Annotated in this window: 11 protein-coding genes and 3 pseudogenes; 3 read left to right on the forward strand and 11 right to left on the reverse strand. The window is 47.1% G+C overall.

The genetic code is table 11. The features are described from left to right. Window positions 1-41: 41 nt before the first annotated feature. The 7 genes and pseudogenes from ispG to KW548_15095 form a co-directional block, all read right to left on the reverse strand. Window positions 42-1,160, reverse strand: a complete 1,119-nt coding sequence (gene ispG / locus KW548_15065) for a flavodoxin-dependent (E)-4-hydroxy-3-methylbut-2-enyl-diphosphate synthase (GenBank protein QXX06378.1) — start codon at window positions 1,158-1,160, stop codon at window positions 42-44. 9 nt (window positions 1,161-1,169) lie between these two features. Continuing rightward, window positions 1,170-2,186 (reverse strand): cytoskeleton protein RodZ, encoded by a 1,017-nt coding sequence (gene rodZ / locus KW548_15070; protein ID QXX06379.1) that lies wholly within the window; start codon window positions 2,184-2,186, stop codon window positions 1,170-1,172. Window positions 2,187-2,508: 322 nt separating this feature from the next. Then, window positions 2,509-3,633 (reverse strand): bifunctional tRNA (adenosine(37)-C2)-methyltransferase TrmG/ribosomal RNA large subunit methyltransferase RlmN, encoded by a 1,125-nt coding sequence (locus tag KW548_15075; protein QXX06380.1) that lies wholly within the window; start codon window positions 3,631-3,633, stop codon window positions 2,509-2,511. 162 nt (window positions 3,634-3,795) lie between these two features. Continuing rightward, the gene (csdE, locus tag KW548_15080; protein ID QXX06381.1) at window positions 3,796-4,224 is read right to left on the reverse strand and encodes a cysteine desulfurase sulfur acceptor subunit CsdE; all 429 of its coding nucleotides are present in this window, start codon (window positions 4,222-4,224) and stop codon (window positions 3,796-3,798) included. Window positions 4,225-4,241: 17 nt separating this feature from the next. Further along, window positions 4,242-5,051 carry a tRNA cyclic N6-threonylcarbamoyladenosine(37) synthase TcdA gene (gene tcdA, locus KW548_15085; GenBank protein QXX06382.1) on the reverse strand — a complete coding sequence of 270 codons (810 nt, stop codon included), beginning with the start codon at window positions 5,049-5,051 and terminating at the stop codon, window positions 4,242-4,244. Between the two features lie 87 nt (window positions 5,052-5,138). Beyond that, a pseudogene (mltA, locus tag KW548_15090) lies at window positions 5,139-6,241 on the reverse strand (murein transglycosylase A). Between the two features lie 78 nt (window positions 6,242-6,319). Continuing rightward, window positions 6,320-6,700: a DUF2850 domain-containing protein gene (locus KW548_15095; GenBank protein QXX06383.1), complete on the reverse strand. Its 381-nt coding sequence runs from the start codon at window positions 6,698-6,700 to the stop codon at window positions 6,320-6,322. Window positions 6,701-6,945: 245 nt separating this feature from the next. On the opposite strand from KW548_15095, the gene argA reads away from it, so the two are divergent. After that, window positions 6,946-8,283 (forward strand): amino-acid N-acetyltransferase, encoded by a 1,338-nt coding sequence (gene argA / locus KW548_15100; GenBank protein QXX06384.1) that lies wholly within the window; start codon window positions 6,946-6,948, stop codon window positions 8,281-8,283. A 253-nt stretch (window positions 8,284-8,536) separates the two neighbouring features. Beyond that, window positions 8,537-8,716, forward strand: a complete 180-nt coding sequence (locus tag KW548_15105; protein QXX06385.1) for a hypothetical protein — start codon at window positions 8,537-8,539, stop codon at window positions 8,714-8,716. A gap of 29 nt (window positions 8,717-8,745) precedes the next feature. On the opposite strand, the gene recD is transcribed toward KW548_15105, so the two are convergent. From recD to KW548_15125, 4 genes and pseudogenes are all read right to left on the reverse strand, one after another. Further along, complete coding sequence (gene recD / locus KW548_15110) at window positions 8,746-10,845, reverse strand: exodeoxyribonuclease V subunit alpha (GenBank protein QXX06386.1); 2,100 nt, start codon at window positions 10,843-10,845, stop codon at window positions 8,746-8,748. A gap of 2 nt (window positions 10,846-10,847) precedes the next feature. Then, window positions 10,848-14,468, reverse strand: a complete 3,621-nt coding sequence (gene recB / locus KW548_15115; GenBank protein ID QXX06387.1) for an exodeoxyribonuclease V subunit beta — start codon at window positions 14,466-14,468, stop codon at window positions 10,848-10,850. A 255-nt stretch (window positions 14,469-14,723) separates the two neighbouring features. Next, window positions 14,724-18,186, reverse strand: a pseudogene (gene recC / locus KW548_15120) (exodeoxyribonuclease V subunit gamma). Between the two features lie 94 nt (window positions 18,187-18,280). After that, a pseudogene (locus KW548_15125) lies at window positions 18,281-19,248 on the reverse strand (TDT family transporter). Between the two features lie 107 nt (window positions 19,249-19,355). On the opposite strand from KW548_15125, the gene KW548_15130 reads away from it, so the two are divergent. Beyond that, complete coding sequence (locus KW548_15130) at window positions 19,356-20,243, forward strand: LysR family transcriptional regulator (protein ID QXX06388.1); 888 nt, start codon at window positions 19,356-19,358, stop codon at window positions 20,241-20,243. The last annotated feature ends 16 nt before the right edge of the window (window positions 20,244-20,259 follow it).

A 20,259-nucleotide genomic window follows, 5' to 3' on the forward strand; every position in this document is an offset into this window, starting at 1 on the left:
TACCGTAAAAAATAGTTACCGTAATTTGGGTTACGTTGAGATTAATCTTGTACTTTGACGTCGATGCGGTTTGCTTCGTCTAATGTTGAAGCTTTTGCACGAATTTTAGCTTCTAGCTGGTCAACAAGGTCGTTATTGTCAAAACGCTCTTTCTGACGTTTACCGTCTTCGTAGAATGCGCTCTTCTTGTTACTTCCCGCCAAGCCTAAATGAGACACTTCTGCTTCACCCGGACCATTGACTACACAGCCGATAATGGATACATCCATCGGCGTAATCACATCTTCTAAACGCTGCTCCAGTGCATTCACTGTACCAATCACATCAAATTCTTGGCGCGAACAGCTTGGGCAAGCAATAAAGTTAATACCGCGAGAGCGAATACGTAGCGATTTTAGAATATCGAAACCGACTTTTATCTCTTCTACTGGGTCCGCCGCAAGAGAGATACGCAGAGTATCGCCAATCCCTTCTGCCAGCAGCATCCCAAGGCCAACTGAAGATTTCACCGCGCCAGCACGTGCGCCGCCTGCTTCAGTAATACCTAAGTGAAGCGGCTGATCGATCTTCTTCGCTAGTAAACGATAGGAATCGACAGCAAGGAAAACATCTGAGGCTTTCACACTGACTTTAAACTGGTCGAAGTTAAGACGATCAAGAATATCGACATGACGCATCGCAGACTCTACCAACGCCTCTGGAGTTGGTTCGCCGTACTTCATCTGAATGTCTTTTTCTAGCGAGCCACCATTCACACCGATACGAATCGGAATGTTTTTGTCGCGCGCGCAGTCAACTACTGAGCGGATACGGTCTTCGTTACCGATATTGCCCGGGTTGATACGTAAACAGTCTACGCCGTACTCCGCTACTTTTAGCGCGATACGGTAGTCAAAATGAATATCCGCCACGAGTGGGATATTCACTTGCTGTTTAATTTGCTTGAACGCTTCCGCAGCATCCATCGTTGGCACAGATACGCGAACGATATCAGCACCGACATTTTCCAGTGATTTAATTTGAGCAACAGTCGCTTCAACGTCTGTTGTTCTAGTGTTAGTCATCGACTGCACAGCAATCGGTGCACCGTCACCAATAGGTACGTCGCCCACATAGATACGAGTCGATGGGCGACGTTTGATAGGAGATTCGTATTGCATAGTAATTTTTTAAGGTAAGTTGAATCTTGCTACTTTGCCTGAAGTATACCCAGAAAGGTCGACAGGTTCACTCGCTAATGTCATTGAAACGTTTTCAGGAGCACCCAAAATCACTTTATAAGGCCTTTCACCGCTCACTTGTAAATCTTGACCGGCTTTCTTAATACCTGTCGCTAGCGTTTTACCTGTTGCATCTTTTACCTGAATCCAGCAGTCATCAATGAATGACATTTCAAGCAAATTAGCCACGATGACAGGTGGAGAAGTCTCAACAAGGTTATTCTCTTGTTGATTCGGCTCCACAGCGGCAACCGGGTCAGCAGCTTCTCTGCTCACTGTTTCGGCTTTCACTGGCTCATTCACCTGCTGCACTGTTTCAATTGACGGTTCAACAACTTCTGAGTCAGGCTCTGACACCCCGACTTGTACTGGAGTTGTTACCTCTTCAAGCGGTTGTTCAACAACTGGCTTTGTCTCTACCGAATCATTAATTAGACTTGGCTCAACCGCTGTAAAATCCAACTCACTATTTTCAGCCAGTTCTTGCTCTATCTTCTTTTCTTGTTCAGTCACAGCGGTCAGTTCAACAACACTGTTCTCTTGATTTTGCCACCACCAAACAGAAGAGATACCTACGATAATGGCAAAAATACCCCATGTGAGGGTCATAATGCGGCTATCATGCTTTTCTTTGTTGGTCTTTTGAGAAAAGCTTTGCATCTCATGCTCTTCATACTGTGCCTCACCGCAATCGTCTAGCGCGCATAACACCACAGATTCTTTGATACCAACAACGCGAGCATAAGAACGCAGATAACCACGAGTGAAGGTCGCCACCTGCTCACTCTCAAACTGATTGGATTCGATGTTTTCGATAATAGAGCGACGAAGACGTAATCGATCAGCCACTTGCTGCTGTGTAAGCCCAAGCTCTTCTCGTTTTTGTTTTAAAAGCGTACCCGCTTCGATTCTTTCGATATTGTTATCTTCTTCAACCGGTGTCTTTGTTTGCTGTTCAGCACTCATTTTTATACTGTCTCTTTTAAAGGGATACCAAACCAATCGCACATTTGTTGTTTTTCGTTAGTGGTGCTGGTTTTGTTCAGAATCCAAAATCCTTGAGGATGATACCTCACCATATTATGCAAAAGTGCTTCGCTCAAATCTAAGAGGCATTAACCCTAAAGCACTAAAGTTTAATTCTAATAGATATCAGAGATGAAACAACATAGAAAAGGCGCATAAATTACAAGCAGCTCAAGGTTTTTCCTGATTTTGACATTATTTAGCAATACCAATTTACAAAAAAGCCAGAGCAGAGCTCTGGCTTTTTTGTCAAAACACTCGATTAGACTGCTTTAACGTCAATGGTTTCACCTTTTGCCGCTCGAAGCATTGCAGTCCGTTTAGTACGATCGATAACATCCCCAACCAACTGACCACACGCAGCATCAATATCGTCACCTCGCGTCTTGCGCACAGTGACAGTATGGTCGTACTGCATCAACGTTTTCTGGAAACGGTCAATGCGTGAGTTGCTTGGCTTTTTGTAAGGGGACCCTGGGTAAGGGTTAAACGGGATCAGGTTGATCTTACATGGTGTATCTTTCATCAGCTCCGCCAATTCACGTGCATGGTCCATATCATCGTTCACATGGTCCAGTAGCACGTATTCCACGGTCACTTTACCGCGGTTCGCATTGGAAGAAGCAATGTAACGACGTACTGATGCTAAGAAATCTTGAATATCCCAACGGTCGTTGATGGGCATAATTTCACTACGCAGCTTATCGTTTGGTGCGTGAAGAGAAATTGCCAGCGCGACATCAATTTGACCTGTCATTTGATCCAGACCCGATACCACACCAGAAGTCGATACTGTGACACGACGTTTAGATAAACCAAAACCTAAATCGTCCAGCATTAATTCCAATGCAGGGATCAGGTTTTTCATGTTTAGCAGTGGCTCACCCATACCCATCATCACAACGTTAGTGATAGGGCGACGGCCAGTCTCTTTTTCCAAACCGATTTCACGTGCTGCACGCCACACCTGACCAATAATCTCAGAGACTTTCAGGTTACGGTTAAAGCCCTGCTGAGCGGTGGAACAGAACTTACATTCCAATGCACAACCTACCTGAGACGACACACACAAAGTCGCACGATCATCTTCAGGAATATAAACCGTTTCTACGTCCTGATCGCCAACCTTCATCGCCCACTTAATTGTGCCGTCTGAAGAGTGTTGAGCTTCCGCCACCACAGGGGCTTTAATCTCACAGCGATGGATCAGCTTCTCACGCAGCTTCTTGTTAATGTTGGTCATTTTCTCGAAGTCATCGACACCAAAATGGTAGATCCACTTCATCACCTGCTCGGCACGAAATGCTTTCTCACCAAGCTCTTCAGCAAAAAACTTGCGCATTCCTTGGCGATCAAAGTCGAGTAGATTGATTTTTTCAGTGGTCATGTGGCCTCACGAAACGACGTAACATTAATTAAGGGCGCGAATTGTACAGCCTTTATTCAGCGACAACAAGAGTTCTAACACCCTGTATTTTTTAAGGCATTAATATCTCAATGATTAAATTTTATACAGAAACAATCAACCCGCCAAATCGGCGGGTTGCGGTTAACGGGAGACTTGTTTTATCTGCTCAACAATCGCTTTTAAACCATTGCCTCGCGATGGACTGAGATGAGCAATGAGACCCAATTTTTCAAAGTACTCATCAATATTGAATGCCTGAATTTCTGCGCTGGTTTTGCCATCATAAGCCGCCACAACGAGCGCAATAAGGCCTCGCACAATACGTGCGTCGGAGTCTGCGCAAAAATGCCACACACCATCAAGATTTTCACTCACTAGCCAAACCTGGCTTTCACAGCCTGAAACCGTGACTTGCTCAGACTTCAGCTCATCGGGCATCATAGGAAGTTTCTTTCCCCACTGAATGACCTGACGATAACGTTCTTCCCAGCCTTTAAAGCCTTGCATAGTCGTAACGATGTCTTCTGCTTGAATATCAGTGCCAAAAGGTGACTGTGGGAATGAGGGCATAATAATCTCCAAACGAACTATTTACGGTATTTCTGAATCAGCTTCTCGACAATTCGCGAAACTGCCACAAAGCCGAACGTTGCGGTGACAACCGTCGCCGCTCCAAATCCACTGGCACAGTCCATACGTTTTGGCCCTTCCGCTGTAGATTTAACACCGCACACACTGCCGTCTGGCTGAGGGTACTTTAGTTGTTCAGTTGAAAATACACACTCAATACCAAATTTACGCTGCGGATTCTTGGGGAAATTGTGGTGACGACGCAAAGTATCTTTGATTTTTTTCGCCAATGGGTCTTGAATGGTTTTCGTCAGGTCCGCAACTTGGATCTGGGTTGGGTCGACTTGCCCACCCGCACCGCCAGTAGTGATCACTTTAATCTTATTGCTACGACAATACGCCAGCAATGAAGCTTTCGCTTTCACGCTGTCGATCGCATCAAGCACGTAATCAAACTCTTTTGACAGATATTCTTGCTGGTTATCTGGCGTAATAAAGTCATCAATCAGGTTTACTTTACACTCCGGATTGATAAGCTTGACGCGTTCGGCCATCACTTCAATCTTACTCTGTCCCACCGTACCGCTCATGGCATGGATCTGACGGTTGATGTTGGTCACACAGACATCATCCATATCAATCAAGGTCAACTCACCGACCCCTGTACGGGCCAATGCTTCAACCGCCCAAGAGCCTACTCCACCAATACCGATCACACAAACGTGCGCGGCACGAAGGATCTCCACTTCGCTATTGCCATAAAGACGACGGGTGCCGCCGAAGCGTTGGTTGTAGTTGTCTGAAGCCGGAGTATCAAGTTCGCGCATGGTGCTGTTCTTCCGCCGAGTGATGGTACAAAAATAAAGAGTGCGATTTATACGCACTCTTTATAAAAAAGTCTAGATGAGAAAAGGCTATTGTAACTTCTCGGGAGGCAATGCCCAAGGAGCCTGAGTAGATGAGTTTTCCAGCCCCAGCTTCCAGACTCGACCAAAGTGCTTATAGTGCCCCGCCTCAGTGCCTGCTCTCGGCCCCATACCATGGTATAGATCGAGGTGATTCTGCTTCACCGCCCCCCAGTATCAAGAACAATCAGCAAGCGTAACTGATGCGCACCACTCCAACTGCCATCGGCATTGAGCAATGGCACTTCAGCAAGAATAGGCGTTCCCATAGGGAAAATTGAACGGTCACCCGCCACAGATGCCATTGGCAGTAATGGGATCCCAGCTGTACCTGTTACCGGAGCATCCGCTCTAGGCTCAAAGAACACATACGATGGATTCTGTTCAAGCAACTCACGAACAGTCGCTTCATCATTTGCCAACACCCATTCTTTGATGGCTTTCAGCGACATTTTTTCGCGCGGGACTTGGTCTCGTTCAATCAGCACCTTACCAATACTGACGTACGCTTTGTTGTTTTTCCCACCGTAGGCAAAATACTCCAGCGTGTCGTCATCTTCAAAATGTACAAAACCGCTGCCCTGCACTTCCATCAGAAACGGCTCGATCATATTCGCCGCATAACCTAATTCCAGCTCTTGCCCTTCTAAAGCGCCATCATAAATTTGAGCGCGCGTTGGGCAGTCAGCGTCACAGTCTGGTTTGCCATAGACAGGGTATTTGTAGGTTTCATTCGGTTCGTGGCGTAATTCCATCACTGGTGAGAAATACCCAGTGAACAGTACGTTACCTTGCTTATCACCACCACCCAGCTGGGCAGTTTGAATACCAAAGTCCGCTAGCTGCGCTGGATCACCACTCTGTAACACCCACTCATTAAGTTTTTCATACAAAGGTTGGTATACCCTAGCCATCGACGGTGAGTTTTCAACGACTTGTTGAGATTGTTTGGTAAATTCAGTGAAATCTCGTGGTTTGTCCGATTCTACAACTGCGGTTTTATTCAGAATCGAGTTAAATTCACCATCAAGATATTGTTGAGCACGATCGTGCGGTTGTGCACAGCCAAACAAAACACTGGCAGCCACAATTGGAAGATATTTTTTGAACACAGGTTTATTCCTTACAAGCCTGCTATAAAGGATGACAAACTCAAACGGTTAGCGCAATCAGATAGACGTTAACGAATGTTATTTTTTGGACTTTTCTGACAATTGATAAATAGGCTGATAATGCGGTTCAGAAATCAATCTCATCTGACTGAAACTCGGATTAAGCATTTGGTAACGACGCTTTTTCTCTCCTACCTGAAACTCCACATAACTTCCATTAAAGCGGTATCGGGTATTGACCACACCACCATCAATCACGACTCCAGTTTCATTCAGTACAAAGCTATCTGCAGAGTAAGGTGCGACGCCCTGTTCAATCCATGTTCCATAGACCATAGAATTAGGGTGCTTGATGATTTGATATCGATCGTAAAGCGCTTTGGATGCAAAGATGAAAGCGATAGACAACACAATAGCAACAGCTAATAATCCACGCTCCAACGATTTTTTCTTTTTCAAATTCAACGCCCACTATGAACTTCATTTACCATCTAATGATAGGTTTAACTATTATGTTAAGTGTTAACCTAATTGCCTAACTTAGCTAGAAATAATAATAAATCTCACCCCACCTATAACACTTGTCAATAGCTCCAGCTATTGAGTTAATACGTTTTTTAGCGCCCTATCTCAAAAAGCGCTTGTTAGCATCGGAATAAAATTGCAATATATTCACATATAAATTCACACCTATTGGATAAATAGTGAAGATTCGTAATACCGCTTTAGTCAAAGGCTTCCGTCAATCGGCCCCATACGTAAATGCCCACCGCGGCAAAACCATGGTCATCATGCTGGGTGGCGAAGCGGTTGCTGACAACAATTTTGCCAATATTATCAGCGATTTAGCCCTGCTTCATAGTTTGGGAGTCAAGGTCGTCCTCGTTCATGGTGCGCGGCCGCAAATTAATCGAATTTTGGACCGATGCCAACATGAGACGCCCTATCACAAAGGCATTCGTATTACCGACGAGACTAGTCTAGATATCGTCATGCAAGCCGCTGGGCAACTTCAGTTGTCCATCACCGCTCAGCTATCGATGAGTCTAGGGAATACCCCTATGGCTGGTACTCAACTTAATGTCGTCAGTGGTAACTTTGTCATCGCGCAGCCACTTGGTATCGATGATGGCGTTGATTACTGTCACAGTGGTCGAATTCGTCGAATAGATGTCGAAGGCATCAACCGTGCACTCGACCAAGGCTCCATAGTGCTACTTGGCCCTATTGCCAGCTCAGTAACTGGTGAATCCTTCAACCTTTTATCCGAAGAAGTCGCCACGCAAGTTGCCCTCAAATTGCATGCCGATAAATTAATTGGTTTTTGTTCGGAGCAAGGGGTCATTGATGAACATGGTAATGCCGTTGCTGAACTCTTCCCGCGAGAAGCAGAACAGTTTCTCAGCAAGCTTGAACATGACAGCGACAATAACGAAGACAGTGGCTCTGGCACTGTCCGCTTTCTTCGTGCAGCCACCAAAGCCTGTCGAGCAGGCGTCCCACGCAGCCATTTGGTGAGTTATAAAGTCGATGGTGCCTTGATTCAAGAACTGTTCTCCTTAGATGGTATTGGTACTCAAATCGTAAGAGCGAGTGCTGAACAAGTTCGTCAGGCTAACATTGACGATATTGGCGGAATACTAGATTTAATCCGTCCTTTAGAAGAACAACGCGTGCTGGTAAGGCGCTCTCGCGAGCAGCTTGAACAAGAGATTCATCAGTTCACCATCATCGAAAAAGATGGCCTGATCATTGGCTGTGCAGCCCTTTACCCATACACTCAGGAAAGAATGGCAGAAATGGCGTGTGTCGCCATTCATCCAGAATATCGTGATGGTAATCGTGGCGTCTTGCTGCTCAACCACATCAAATTACAATCGAAGGCTCAGGGGATTAAGCATATTTTCGTCCTGACGACTCGCAGTCTGCATTGGTTCCGCGAACAGGGTTTTTATGAAATGTCGGTTGATTTTCTCCCTTCGCAAAAGCAGAACCTTTACAACTATCAGAGAAGATCAAAAATTTTGGCGATTGAACTGTAATGCATATTGTCGAGACAATGAGTTAGAGAATGTCTTTATCCGACATAACTACTGAAACCCTGCTGTATCCATTGAGGCCCATTTTTTCGCTTTATTTTGTTGCATTAACTGGTTAAAATTCGAGCTCCCCAATAACCCGCTACGGAAAAAGGGGAGCCCGATTGGACTCGTCTTCAACTTACAGGCGCCTGAGCCTGATAAGTCGCACGGATTGCTTGAGGTAGATAACAACGTCACTAAGAGCAAATGACCGATGAAAACCATCATCTGTAACTCGATCCAGAGTTTCTGGGATATGGCTGATAACGAACTTCTGGAAGGGCTAGACGTCCATTGCGTCTTCCCAGTCAGTAAGGGGTTAAAAGCATTTATATTGAACTACCAGCAGAAGTACGGCATCCGCAGTATCTCTTTTAGCAAGGCAATTCAATAACTTTTCTCAATAGCCATGGACGGTCATTGTTATAAACGGTTTACTAAGCCACTCGCTCTCTCGGTTCTGATCTTTACCCCTCGCGCCATCACTCTTTCATCCACATATAAACTCAATTTTTGTTTTGCACGCGTAATGCCCGTATAGATAAGCTCGCGAGTTAGAATTGGCGTAAATTCTGGTGGCAATATCATCAAGGTATGCTCAAATTCACTACCTTGTGATTTATGAATCGTCATCGCGTAAGCGGTTTCATGCTCTGGTACTCGGCTGGGAAGCACGGCTTTGACTGACCCATCGGGAAGTTCGAAAAACACCTTCAGTCGCTCAACTCCCTCCGAGTTATCACGTAAGCAAAGACCAATATCACCATTGTACAAACCCAATGCGTGATCGTTACGTACTACCATAACGGGCCTTCCGTGATACCAAATCTCGTCCTGAACCTGAATCATTTTACGTGCGTTTAATGCTCGCTCTATGCGTTGATTAAGCCCAGAGATACCAAAGTCCCCTTCTCTAACGGCACACAGTAAACGACATTTTGCGAACAGCTGCAGCGCATCTTTTGCACGCTGATGAGTGGTCTCAGGCTGTTCGGTGTCGGGATCCACAACCACTTTTCCGATTCGCTTTAAGTAATGACTGTATTCCTGTGCCAATGTTTGAATCATCTGACTGTAGTGCTGACCATCAATAGGAAATCTCGCTATGTCTTCGAAACCTCGCTGCCAGACCCAATCAACCTTTTGCATTGAGCCGGCGTTGATCGCTTTCGCTAATTGTCCAATACCTGAGCGAGCATCAAATCGATAGCTCTTTTGCAACATGCACAGGCTATCAGCAATAGTCGCGGTGGTATTGGAGGAGTGGGACAGTGTCTGGTAGCCAGTAAGCTGAGCAATCACACCAGCATGAGTCGCACTGTAGCCTTGTTGGTAAAAGGAACAAATGTCCCCCAGCACTGCCCCAGCTTCCACCGACGCGAGTTGATCTTTATCACCGAGCAATATCAAACGGGCATGTTTAGGCAGTGCATCGACCAGTTTGTACATCATAGGCAGATCCACCATAGAGGCTTCATCCACCACTAAAATATCGAGGTGCAGTGGATTGTGCTGGTTGTGACGAAATTCAACGCTGTTTGGCACAGCGCCTAGCAAGCGATGCAAAGTACTCGCGTCGGTTGGTATTTGCTCTTTAAGCGCAGGTTCAACGGGTAATTCTGCTACCGCCTTACCGATGGATTCCGTCAACCGCGCCGCCGCTTTACCTGTCGGAGCGACGAGTTTAATCGCCGGAGCATCGCCTGCTTGCTGAGCCTGAGTGATCAGGGCGGCAAGCAATTTCGTCACTGTGGTGGTTTTTCCAGTACCCGGACCACCAGAAATCACCGCAAAGCGCCGTGTCAATGCCACAGCGGCCGCTACCTTTTGCCAGTTAACACAGACCGACACGGGTACCAGTTGATCCAGTACTTTCAAATGCTCTATTTTGGTCGCACTAAGGAGCTTTTGGTCTATGGTAGGCCAATCGAGTTGTTCGCTGCTCACTACATCAAGATGATCGCAGACTAACTGCTGTCTAAGTACCTGTGTCGAGCTCCCATCAGATTGCGCGGAGGCCAGAGCGGTAAAGAGATAGCGATAGTTTCGGGCAAACAGATGATTCAGCCAGTCTGCCAGTTTTTGAGCATCAGTAGGCTTTAGGATCATGGGTGACCCAAAGCTGTTCAAGCGATTTGCCAATACCACTTCGTACTGCCAATAACGATGCAGGTAAAGTCGTTCACCGTCAAAAATCATTGGCGATGTCTGCCCTTGCTCTCCGACCAAAGATGAAGCCTGAAGTAGTGATAGCCAATCTGCCTTTTGTAGCATTTGATTAAGCTCGAAAGCCGCATCACCAAACACCCCCAATTTAGCTGCCAAGTCCACAGGCTGTCCGTAACTGTCAAACAGAGGCAAGCAAATATGCCCCTTACCTAACTCGCAGCTGAGGATTGCGGCAATAAAAGCAACGTATTCATTTTTACTTTGAGCAAGAATAAAACGAGCAAACTGATAATCAATCTGTCGGATTGAACCTTTGCTCGCCAGAGGCTGAAGACGCGAAAAGAGATCATGCATGATTAGAGTAACTCCATCTGACCAGAGCTGGACTGTTTCGGTTCAATAGGACGCCCATCAATCAGGCTGTCCATGTCTTCGAGAAACTCAAGTGTCGGGCGTGCAGAGAAAATGCCGTGTTCACTTGCTCCATCCATACCGCGTAAAAACAGGTAATAGACTCCGCCGAAGTGAGCCTGGTAATCGTAATTTGGTACGCGAGATCGCAGGAATCGGTGTAAAGCCAGCGCATAGATTTGATATTGCAGATCATAGCGGTGATCAGCCATTGCCGCTTTCAGGGCCTCGCCATGATAGTCAGCGACATTATCTCCAAGATAATTAGATTTCCAGTCAAGTACGTAATACTTGCCCTGATGTTCAAACACCAAGTCAATAAAACCTTTCAGCATACCCTGCGTGGAATGAAAGCCCAGATCGCCTGCTTTGGCAGACAGAGGGTCATGACGCTGAATGACGCGATTCAATGCGGGCGCAGTCAGTATTTCAATCGGCAATAAGAACTCCATTTCAACTAAACGTTGGGCAGGCTGCTTTTGATTGAGTTTCAGTTGCTTACCATCTAACGGCGTTGCCAATACAGTATCGACGAGTTGTTGCAGTATCGGCAACCAAGCTGGGTCAAGCTGCTCACTCTCCATCAAGTTAACAATGATTTCGCTATTGCTGTCTGAGGTGGCAGACTCGGTAAACTCAACCTCTTCAAATAAGGTGTGAAGGAAAGTTCCTGGTCTGGCGCCTTTCGGGAACGTAAAAATACTTTTCTCAGGCTCAAGCTGCTCTTCCTCCTGCTGCTCATCAGAAGAGTCAACATCCAACAACAAAATGTCCGTCACAGCATCGTCAAAATGGTGGCTTGATCCCTGCTTAATCAAACCAGAATAACTAGTAATCCGCCAATTACGGTCGATTTCATTTTGCAATTCATTGGCACGCAGCGCTTGCTTCTCTGCTTCTCGAACAACGAGCTTTTCATTCACACTCTCAGGTAAATCCGCCAACCGGACACAACTCAGCTGCTGAGCGTGCTGTTGCAACGCAGCGGTTAAATCGGCGATGCCACCTGGCTCACCATTTTGTAATAAGTACCCCATCGCACTGTGGTGCACGCCAGTCGGCTCTTTCGTCGAGCGACCATTACGTAGCGGCGCCGCACCGACAAAGCAGCCATAAACCGCGCGGGTGAGCGCCACGTAGATCAAACGCAGATCTTCCGCCAGCCGCTCCTTGTCAGCTTGCTGTAATGAGGCGTCCTGTTTGGTGATATCAAGAATGGTTTTGTCTGAAGCACTATCGTAATACTTGGCTTCACTCGCCTCTCGATAGCTGAATACAAACGGCAAAAACACCAGATCGTATTCCAACCCTTTTGATTTGTGGATGGTGACAATCTGCACCAAATTGCGCTCCGATTCCAAACGCTGGATCTGCTCCTCACTGCCCCCGAGGCCATTGCGGGCATCACTAATGGCCTGAGCCAACCAGCGCAGCAAACCGTGGTCACTGTCGAGCTCTTGGCTGGCTTGCTGAAGCAGCTCTCCTATGTGCATAAAATCCGTCAGAGATCGCTCGCCATTATCTTCTTCAAGCAATCGTTCTGCGATGTGCCTTTTGCTCATCACACTACGCAGCATCGGCAAAACGCCACGTTGACTCCATAAGCGGCGATACTCCTTAAACTCATTGATGGCATTTTCCCACTCATTTTCATCGTTATTGAGTTTGTCGAGAGTTCCGGCATCAAGAGCAAACAGTTCAGAGGCGAGGCTGGCTCTTAAAGCGCGATCATTTTCCGGTGTGAGCACGGCTTGGAGTAATCGCTGTAGGTCTTCTGCCACCTGTGAGACAAATACGCTATCTCGGTTGGACAGATACACGCTGGCAATCCCCTGCTCTGCCAAAGCCTGTTTGATCATTCGACCTTCACTGCCCGTTCGCACCAATACCGCAATGTCTCCGGCCTGAATCGCGTGTTGATACTTCCCGTCATCAAAAAACGCACGCTCGCTCTGAGCCGCCGACAGAATACGATGGATTTCATCGGCACAGGCCTGCGCCATGGCTTGGTGATATTCACCTTTTGCTAACGGCTTCTCTTCGGCTTCTTGTAACCAGTAAGTCATTGCTGGTTGACGCTGTCCATCTATCATCCACTGGCGTTTGTCTGCATTCGGGCTCGATTTAACCGGAAGAAACGGAATGTCATCGTCATAAACAAACGGGCTGCTCGGCGTTTCGAACACCTGGTTCACCGCTGCGACCATGTCTGAGCTAGACCGCCAGTTAGTACCAAGAGTGAAGTGGGAGGAGACCTGATTACGTGCCTTGATGTAGGTAAATATATCCGCGCCACGAAAACCGTAAATCGCCTGTTTGGGATCACCAATCATGAACAAACCGCACTGAGGGTGATCAAGATAGATACGGCTGAATATGCTGTATTGCAACGGGTCGGTATCCTGAAATTCATCGATCATGGCGACCGGATAGAGAGACCGGATTCGCTGCGTAAGCAGCTCACTGTCATCTTCATCAATCGCTGCGGACAGCTGAGTCAGCAGATCATCAAACGACAACCACTGTTTCTGCTGCTTGGCCTTCGCCAACATCTCGCGGCACTGTTCTATGGCGTGTGCCAGCAGTGGTGCTTCAAGACTAATAGGCTGGGCGAGAAACTGCTCGATAGCCACAAAAGCAGGATGGCTCGGCGCCTGCCCTTTAGGGGTCTTCTCTTGCAGGATATTCTGCGCAAACTTTTCCAGTTTATCCGGGTATTCATAGCCAGTGGTTTCACTCGCCGCCCACACGTCCACCGTTTCAAGCCAAGCAGGCAATGATTTCTTGGTATAGCTACGCTTGTTGATATCCGAGTCACTGATAAGAGCAAGGTAGTCTTGTTGCCCTTCGCGCCAAATTGTTTTGAGTTCATCAATCTGTTTGAGATTTTGGCTATGCAGCTCAGCCATACTGCCTTGCATTGCTGGCACTGAGAGCTGCAAAGGCGCCCCAGTTAAATAAGGGCTGATCTTTTTCAGCAATTCAGCAGGCGCTCCCCAAATTCGGCGCACTTCTCCGGCAAGATTAAGCGGTAGTGGGTAGAAATTACGTCGCCAGTAATCCGCCACAACCTGAGCTTTAAGGTGACTTTCATCAGTAATGAATTCGTTATTAAAGCGGCTACCAGACTCAAACGCATTTTGAGTCAACATGCGCTGACAAAAGCCGTGAATCGTATAGACCGCCGCTTCGTCCATCTGCCTTTCCGCTTGAAGGAGAATTTCAGCCGCTTGAGAATGATCGTCAATGGCTTCAAGCAAAGGTTGAATCACGGGATCACCGCTTTGACCACGAGAAAAAGCCAGCCGCGCATCATGAATTCGGGCTCGAATCCGGTCTCTCAATTCAGCGGTCGCGGCCTCGGTAAAGGTCACCACCAGAATTTGGTCCACCGTTAGCGGCTGCTGGTGTTTGCTCTCCGCACTGCCATGACCAAGCAGCAACCTGAGGTACAGGCCAGCAATAGTGAAGGTTTTTCCGGTTCCGGCTGACGCTTCAATTAAACGCGCGCCATGAAGCGGAAAAGTCATGGTATCCAGTGACGTTACCATTGACGTGGATGTCATAAAATTCGTGCCCTTGATGCATTTATTCCAGATCCAAATGTGATCCAGACTTTAAAACGATATTTATCAATAAAAATCCCATTCAAGATAGGATTTTATGAGACCTCTCTCACGGCAAGCGGCGAGTCTTACCGATAGTATTCGCTGCACGACTTACGCAGGCAATGCCTGACGCTAAGCAACCGAATCATGGTCCCTCTGACCTGTGGCCGTACAGAAAACGCCCTACACCAATAATGATTTCCTGGCGGCCACCTACTTCTCTATGTCTTGATTATCTTTCACTGCCAGTCTCGGCGCTTGTAACACTAATGCCGCCAACGTCCTGACTTGCATCGCCAACTCATCGCTCCATTCAGGCCAGATACGAGCAATGTAAGCGTTCGCACCTTCTCCATGGCTAAGATAACCATCGTTAAATGTGTCTGCCATTTTCTTGAGTGACTTTTCTTCATCATCAACCCAATTACCACGGCTAAAACCCGCTTCTACACAAGCTAAAGCGGTATTCGGGAAATAGGTTAAAGGTGTCGTCATTCCCTGATAGAACAAGCGAACCAACTCTGCCAACGTCGAGTGAGCAACAGCCGCAGTCTCAAGTGGCGGAAACGTGAGGTGCACGGCCCCTTCTTTGCGGTCATAACCGACCATATGCGAACAGTGCTGATGTCCCATCGCATTCAGAGCCAAATGATCGATCCAGACAGCAAGGTAATCCTGAGCACGAATTCGCCCACTGCGGAAACGAACTAAGCCCGATTGATAACTTTGAGTTAACCAACCTGTCAGCTGAACAGGCTTTCCTTCTCCCAGCACATCAAAGGTCAGTTTCACTTCAATATCATCGCTCGGTGAGACACATAACCAAGTGAGCTTTTCTACCAGCTCTTCAGCCTGCACTCGATTGGTTTCAAATTCTATATCACCAAATGCGCCTACTGGTAGCTTACCTTGAGCACGTTGATGGGCGATGAAGTCGTCAATAATGGCTTGCTGATCCCCTGCTCCACTGAGCTGGTGTTCAAGCAACAATTCCAACAGGCTATCGCGCATTTGGTAGCTTTCTAAGCCATTGAGAACGAATGGCTCATCATCTTCCATTACAGGTAACGGGGGCTCAAACACAACCTTAAGACGGCGATTAAAAAAAATACTGCACAGGCAAACGCCAGAAGCGTTGTAACTCCACCAAATCCAGTTCAAGCGGATAGACTGCATCTAACAGGTAATCACTTAACTGACGATTGAATTGGCCACCGACTTGTCCTTGTCGATTCGCCGCAGGCAACCACTCTTTGGCGTAACTGGCATTATGTTCAACAAAAGCACTCGGGCTAAACGGCACCATAGAGTGAATGGCACTAATACTATTGAGCAGACGTTGACCGGATTCGTCCACCGCTAACGCTTCGTCTCCTGCCAGACAATAGTTTTGTTGGCAATATTCCATCAACTCGGACACCAATACTGACGGTACGCGCTCAGTATTGTCCTGAATCGAGCGCCCCACGTAGCTGATATAGAGCGTATGCTGCGCTGACAACAAGGCTTCCAAAAATAGATATCGATCATCATCCCGACGAGAGCGGTCACCGGGTTTCGCACGCCCATTCATCAAATCAAACCCTTCTGGCGGCACGGTTCGCGGATAAATCCCGTCGTTCATTCCAAGCAGACAGACAGTACGAAATGGAATCGATCGCATTGGCATCAAGGTACAGAAGTTCACTTGGCCTGCTAAGAAACGCTGACTGACTCGGGTTCCGGAGAGTTTGTTGTGCAAATATTGAGAGACAATATCTGGTGTCAGATCCTGCTCATAAGACGCTTCTTGAAGTTGATCTTTTAAAGATGTCAGCGTGTCCCGAATCGCTTTAAGCGCCACTTCACCTTCTAGATCAACGCTAAAAAAATCATCCAAGGCATACGTCAAGGTTTTACGCCAGTATTCAATGGACTGAGTCTTGGCCAATTGACCGCGGTAATCGCTGACAGTTTCGATAAAGTGAGACAATTTACCCGCCAATTCAGCGCCGATACCTTGAACCTGATTGTAAGGTGACAACAGACCATCTTCGGTTTCGAGTAACCCTGCTGATTCTGGCATAGCGTAACCCAGCAACATTCTCTGAATGCCAAATTGCCAAGTATTTTGCGACGTTTCAGGCAAATCAAATTCTTCGCCAGTGTGGTGATTAAGTCCCCAGCGAATGCCCGACTCTTCGACCCATTGTTTCGCTTGAATGAATTCATCTTCATTCAAACCAAATCGGGTCAGAATAGCGGGTGTTTCTAGCAACTCAAGTAATTCAGAAGCAAGACAACGAGTATTCGGTAAGTTCACCACCTGCATAAACGCATGCAAGATAGGGCTTTCCTGATCAGCCGTTCGGTCAGAGATAGAATAAGGAATAAATCGCTCACCCGGCGCATTACCAAACACCGCCTGAATGGCCGGGCTGTAGGCATTGATATCCGCTACCATAACAATGATATCGCGTGGTTTAAGGCTTGGATCGGCATCAAACATCGTCAGCAACTGATCATGCAGCACTTCCACTTCGCGCATTGGACTGTGGCAAGCATGCAACGTGACCGAGCGATCCCGCTCATCAATCACTTGCTTGTGATAACTATCTTCGAGGGTACTATCATCCTGATGCTCTTCAAGATTGAGGATATCAGCCTGCAAATGGTGCAGCAAAGAGTCACGGTCAATATCAACGAAGGCTTCAATTTCATGAGACTCCAGTTGAGACAGTAAATACATGTTGTCTCTACCTAACTTGCCCATTGAAGCGAGTAAGCTATTACCCACCACATTGGTATGCAGTTCGTCATCGAGGTTTTGCTCAATATTACCTTTGAGCTGCTGGGTTTCACCATCTAGCTCTGAATGGTCTTGTTTCCACACCAAGTGTTGTCGATGCCGAGCAGCCAAACGCGCGAGGTATTTACGATCGCGTACCTCGCCCCAATAGTAACGACAGGGGTTAGTAAACATCAGATGAACATCAATATGCTCACCGATAACTTTCAACGCATCCATATAGCGAGGCGGTAGTGAAGTGATGCCAAACACAAACAGTCGTTTCGGCAAATGTTCAAACTTACCGCTGTAGTTTTCCAGCGTATCGATGAAGTGTTCGTATAGGTTGGCGCGATGATAGGGCGACTGCCCTAGTTCAATAGTATGATCGTATAGTGCCTGCCACAAAATAGGCTGCCAACTATGCTCCTCACCAAGCTCTGCCACAACTTGGCCCGCTTCCCAAGCGGCGATCCATTCGGGTCGATAAACCAGATAACCATCGAAAATATCAGCAATTTTTTCGGCAAGCTGATAGAGCTTACTCTGATCCTCGTCATCGAGTAGGTAGCGCTTAAGTGCCTCAAACTCTACTCGCTCAAGAAGACTGGGCAGAATAAACATTAACTTCCAAGTCATGGCTTCTTTGTTGAAGGAGCTTCGCTGTGGCACATCGGGCAGCACCTGAGTGAACATATTCCAGATGAAAGTGGCAGGCAGTGGGAATTCAATGTTTGCAGCAACACCAAACTCTTTAGCTAACTCCATTTTCAACCATTGCGACATACCCGGGCTCTGAACCAGAATTTGCTCTTGTTCGAATGGGTTTTCTAATGGATTGAGCCGAACCAACTCGACGAGTAAGGATTTTAAAACGTCAACTTGGTTGGAATGGTAGACAGTAAACAAAATGCACTCACACTATTCTTGCCGCAATTGGGTTGAGATTAGCATAAGTGCATAGCTTTCTTGAGAATTATACGCCTGTCAGTGCGTCAAAAGGTTACGCATTACGCACTATGACCTTGTGAGGCTGATAGAAGCTGAAGTAACGCCATGCAACATACCCGACAACGCCAGTCGCCACTATCAGCTCAAGACCCGCGAGCATCTGCACCTGCTCAACGTAACGAGCGTCAATACCTGCCTGTTGCATCCACCCTGCTAGCTTAAACAGCGCCGTTGAACCTATTACCATTGGGAAGGTAAACGCAGCATAGCCCGGACTAAACGGTAGTCTCATTAGTCTAAAGAATGCAAGGTAGATGATCGTGGTCATCAATACACCAATACCAAACAGCAGGCCAACAATCACAGGCGATGGCTGTGCTGACACCGTTAAATAGCCTGCCAATGATAAGCTCGCGGGTGCAGCCATAATGGCTAAGGTTGGCTTGGCTGCATCAGGCACCTGATGGGTAAACATAAAGCGATAAATCATCATTGGTAGCATCACAGCATACGCCAACATGCCGAAAATCAATGCTGCATGTGCAATCACGGCCAAGTCAGGATTACCAGAAAACGAAACGTCTGCGACGATAATGCCCACAGGAGGGACAAACCAGCTTGGCACCATATGATGAAGTTCAAACTCCTGAGCACGGTGATAAATAAAGCTGACGAGGAAAACAATATGCAGGCCGACCGCACCTAACCACAATACATCTCCCGCCACAGGGAAAACTGACCCAATGAATGAGACACCACCATAGTGCCCATAGCGAATGTAGGGACGACACTACCAACAACAGGATGCGCCAAGTCCTGATTCAGCAGATGTCTATGAAACAGAAATTTGACCGCCAGAACCACGAGCAACACACTTGCTATCGCTGCCCCGCCCAACTGGCCATAACCATTTAAAGGCGCAAAGTTTTCCCAGCACCAACCTAAACTGGCAATCCCTAGCGCTAATCCTGCCATCGGTGTCGGTGCACCCATCACTTTTGCTTTTGTCGCTTGAATCATCATTGCCTCACATTCTTTCTTCTCCAGAGACAATATTACGCTTGCTAAACGTTCGGATATATCTAATTATTTAAAACAATCGTTCAGAATAGTTTAACGTTATTATCATGGCTGCCAATATCTCCCTTAAACAGTTGAAAGTGTTCATTGCCATTACTCAGCACGATACATTGACTGCCGCCTCGGAAGCGCTGTTTTTATCCAAAGCTGCCGTCAGTATGGCGTTATCAGAACTTGAGAAACAGCTCGGTCATTCATTGTTTGATCGCGTCAATAATCGCCTTGTTCTCAATCAGGAGGGACAAAAGCTGCTGCCACTGGCCGATGAATTATTGCATCGCGCTCAGGATATCGACCAGCTGTTTGACGGTGACCAAACCCTAAGCGGGCTGCTCAGAATTGGCGCCAGTGATACGATAGGTAATCAAGTCGCCCCTTATATGCTCAGCCAATTTCGCCAACAGACAGGCCACAAATCGCAGAGCTTATTTATTTCAAACTCAGCTTTGATCTGCGAGAAACTTATCGACTATGAGCTGGATCTGGCATTAATTGAAGGCAAAACCTTACATCCTCAACTCATTTCCACTCAGTTTGGTCAAGATGAAATGTGTGTCATTTGCGCGCCAGATTCTCCCTTTGCTAAATCTCCTCAACTTCCAATCGGTGAGCTGGAAAACAGCGAATGGATTCTGCGTGAGCCCGGTTCTGGTTCACGGGAATTCTTCTTACGTGTGATTGCACCACGCCTTGAACACTGGCAAGAAGCGTTTCAGCTCAACACCACTGAAGCACTGATTAATAGCGTTTCTGCTGGCCTCGGTCTTGGCTGTTTGTCGCGCTTGTCAGCGGCACCCGCGATTCGTAGTGGTCGAGTGGTCGAACTGACGTTACCGCTGGATATGAAAAGGCGCTTCTGGTTACTGGTGCACAAAGAAAAGTATCAAAGCCCGCTACTCAAATCCTTCATCGATTTCTGTCACAACTGGCAATAAAAAAAGGGCAGCCCCA

The sequence above is a fragment of the Vibrio neptunius genome (assembly GCA_019339365.1).
Classification (GTDB): domain Bacteria; phylum Pseudomonadota; class Gammaproteobacteria; order Enterobacterales; family Vibrionaceae; genus Vibrio; species Vibrio neptunius.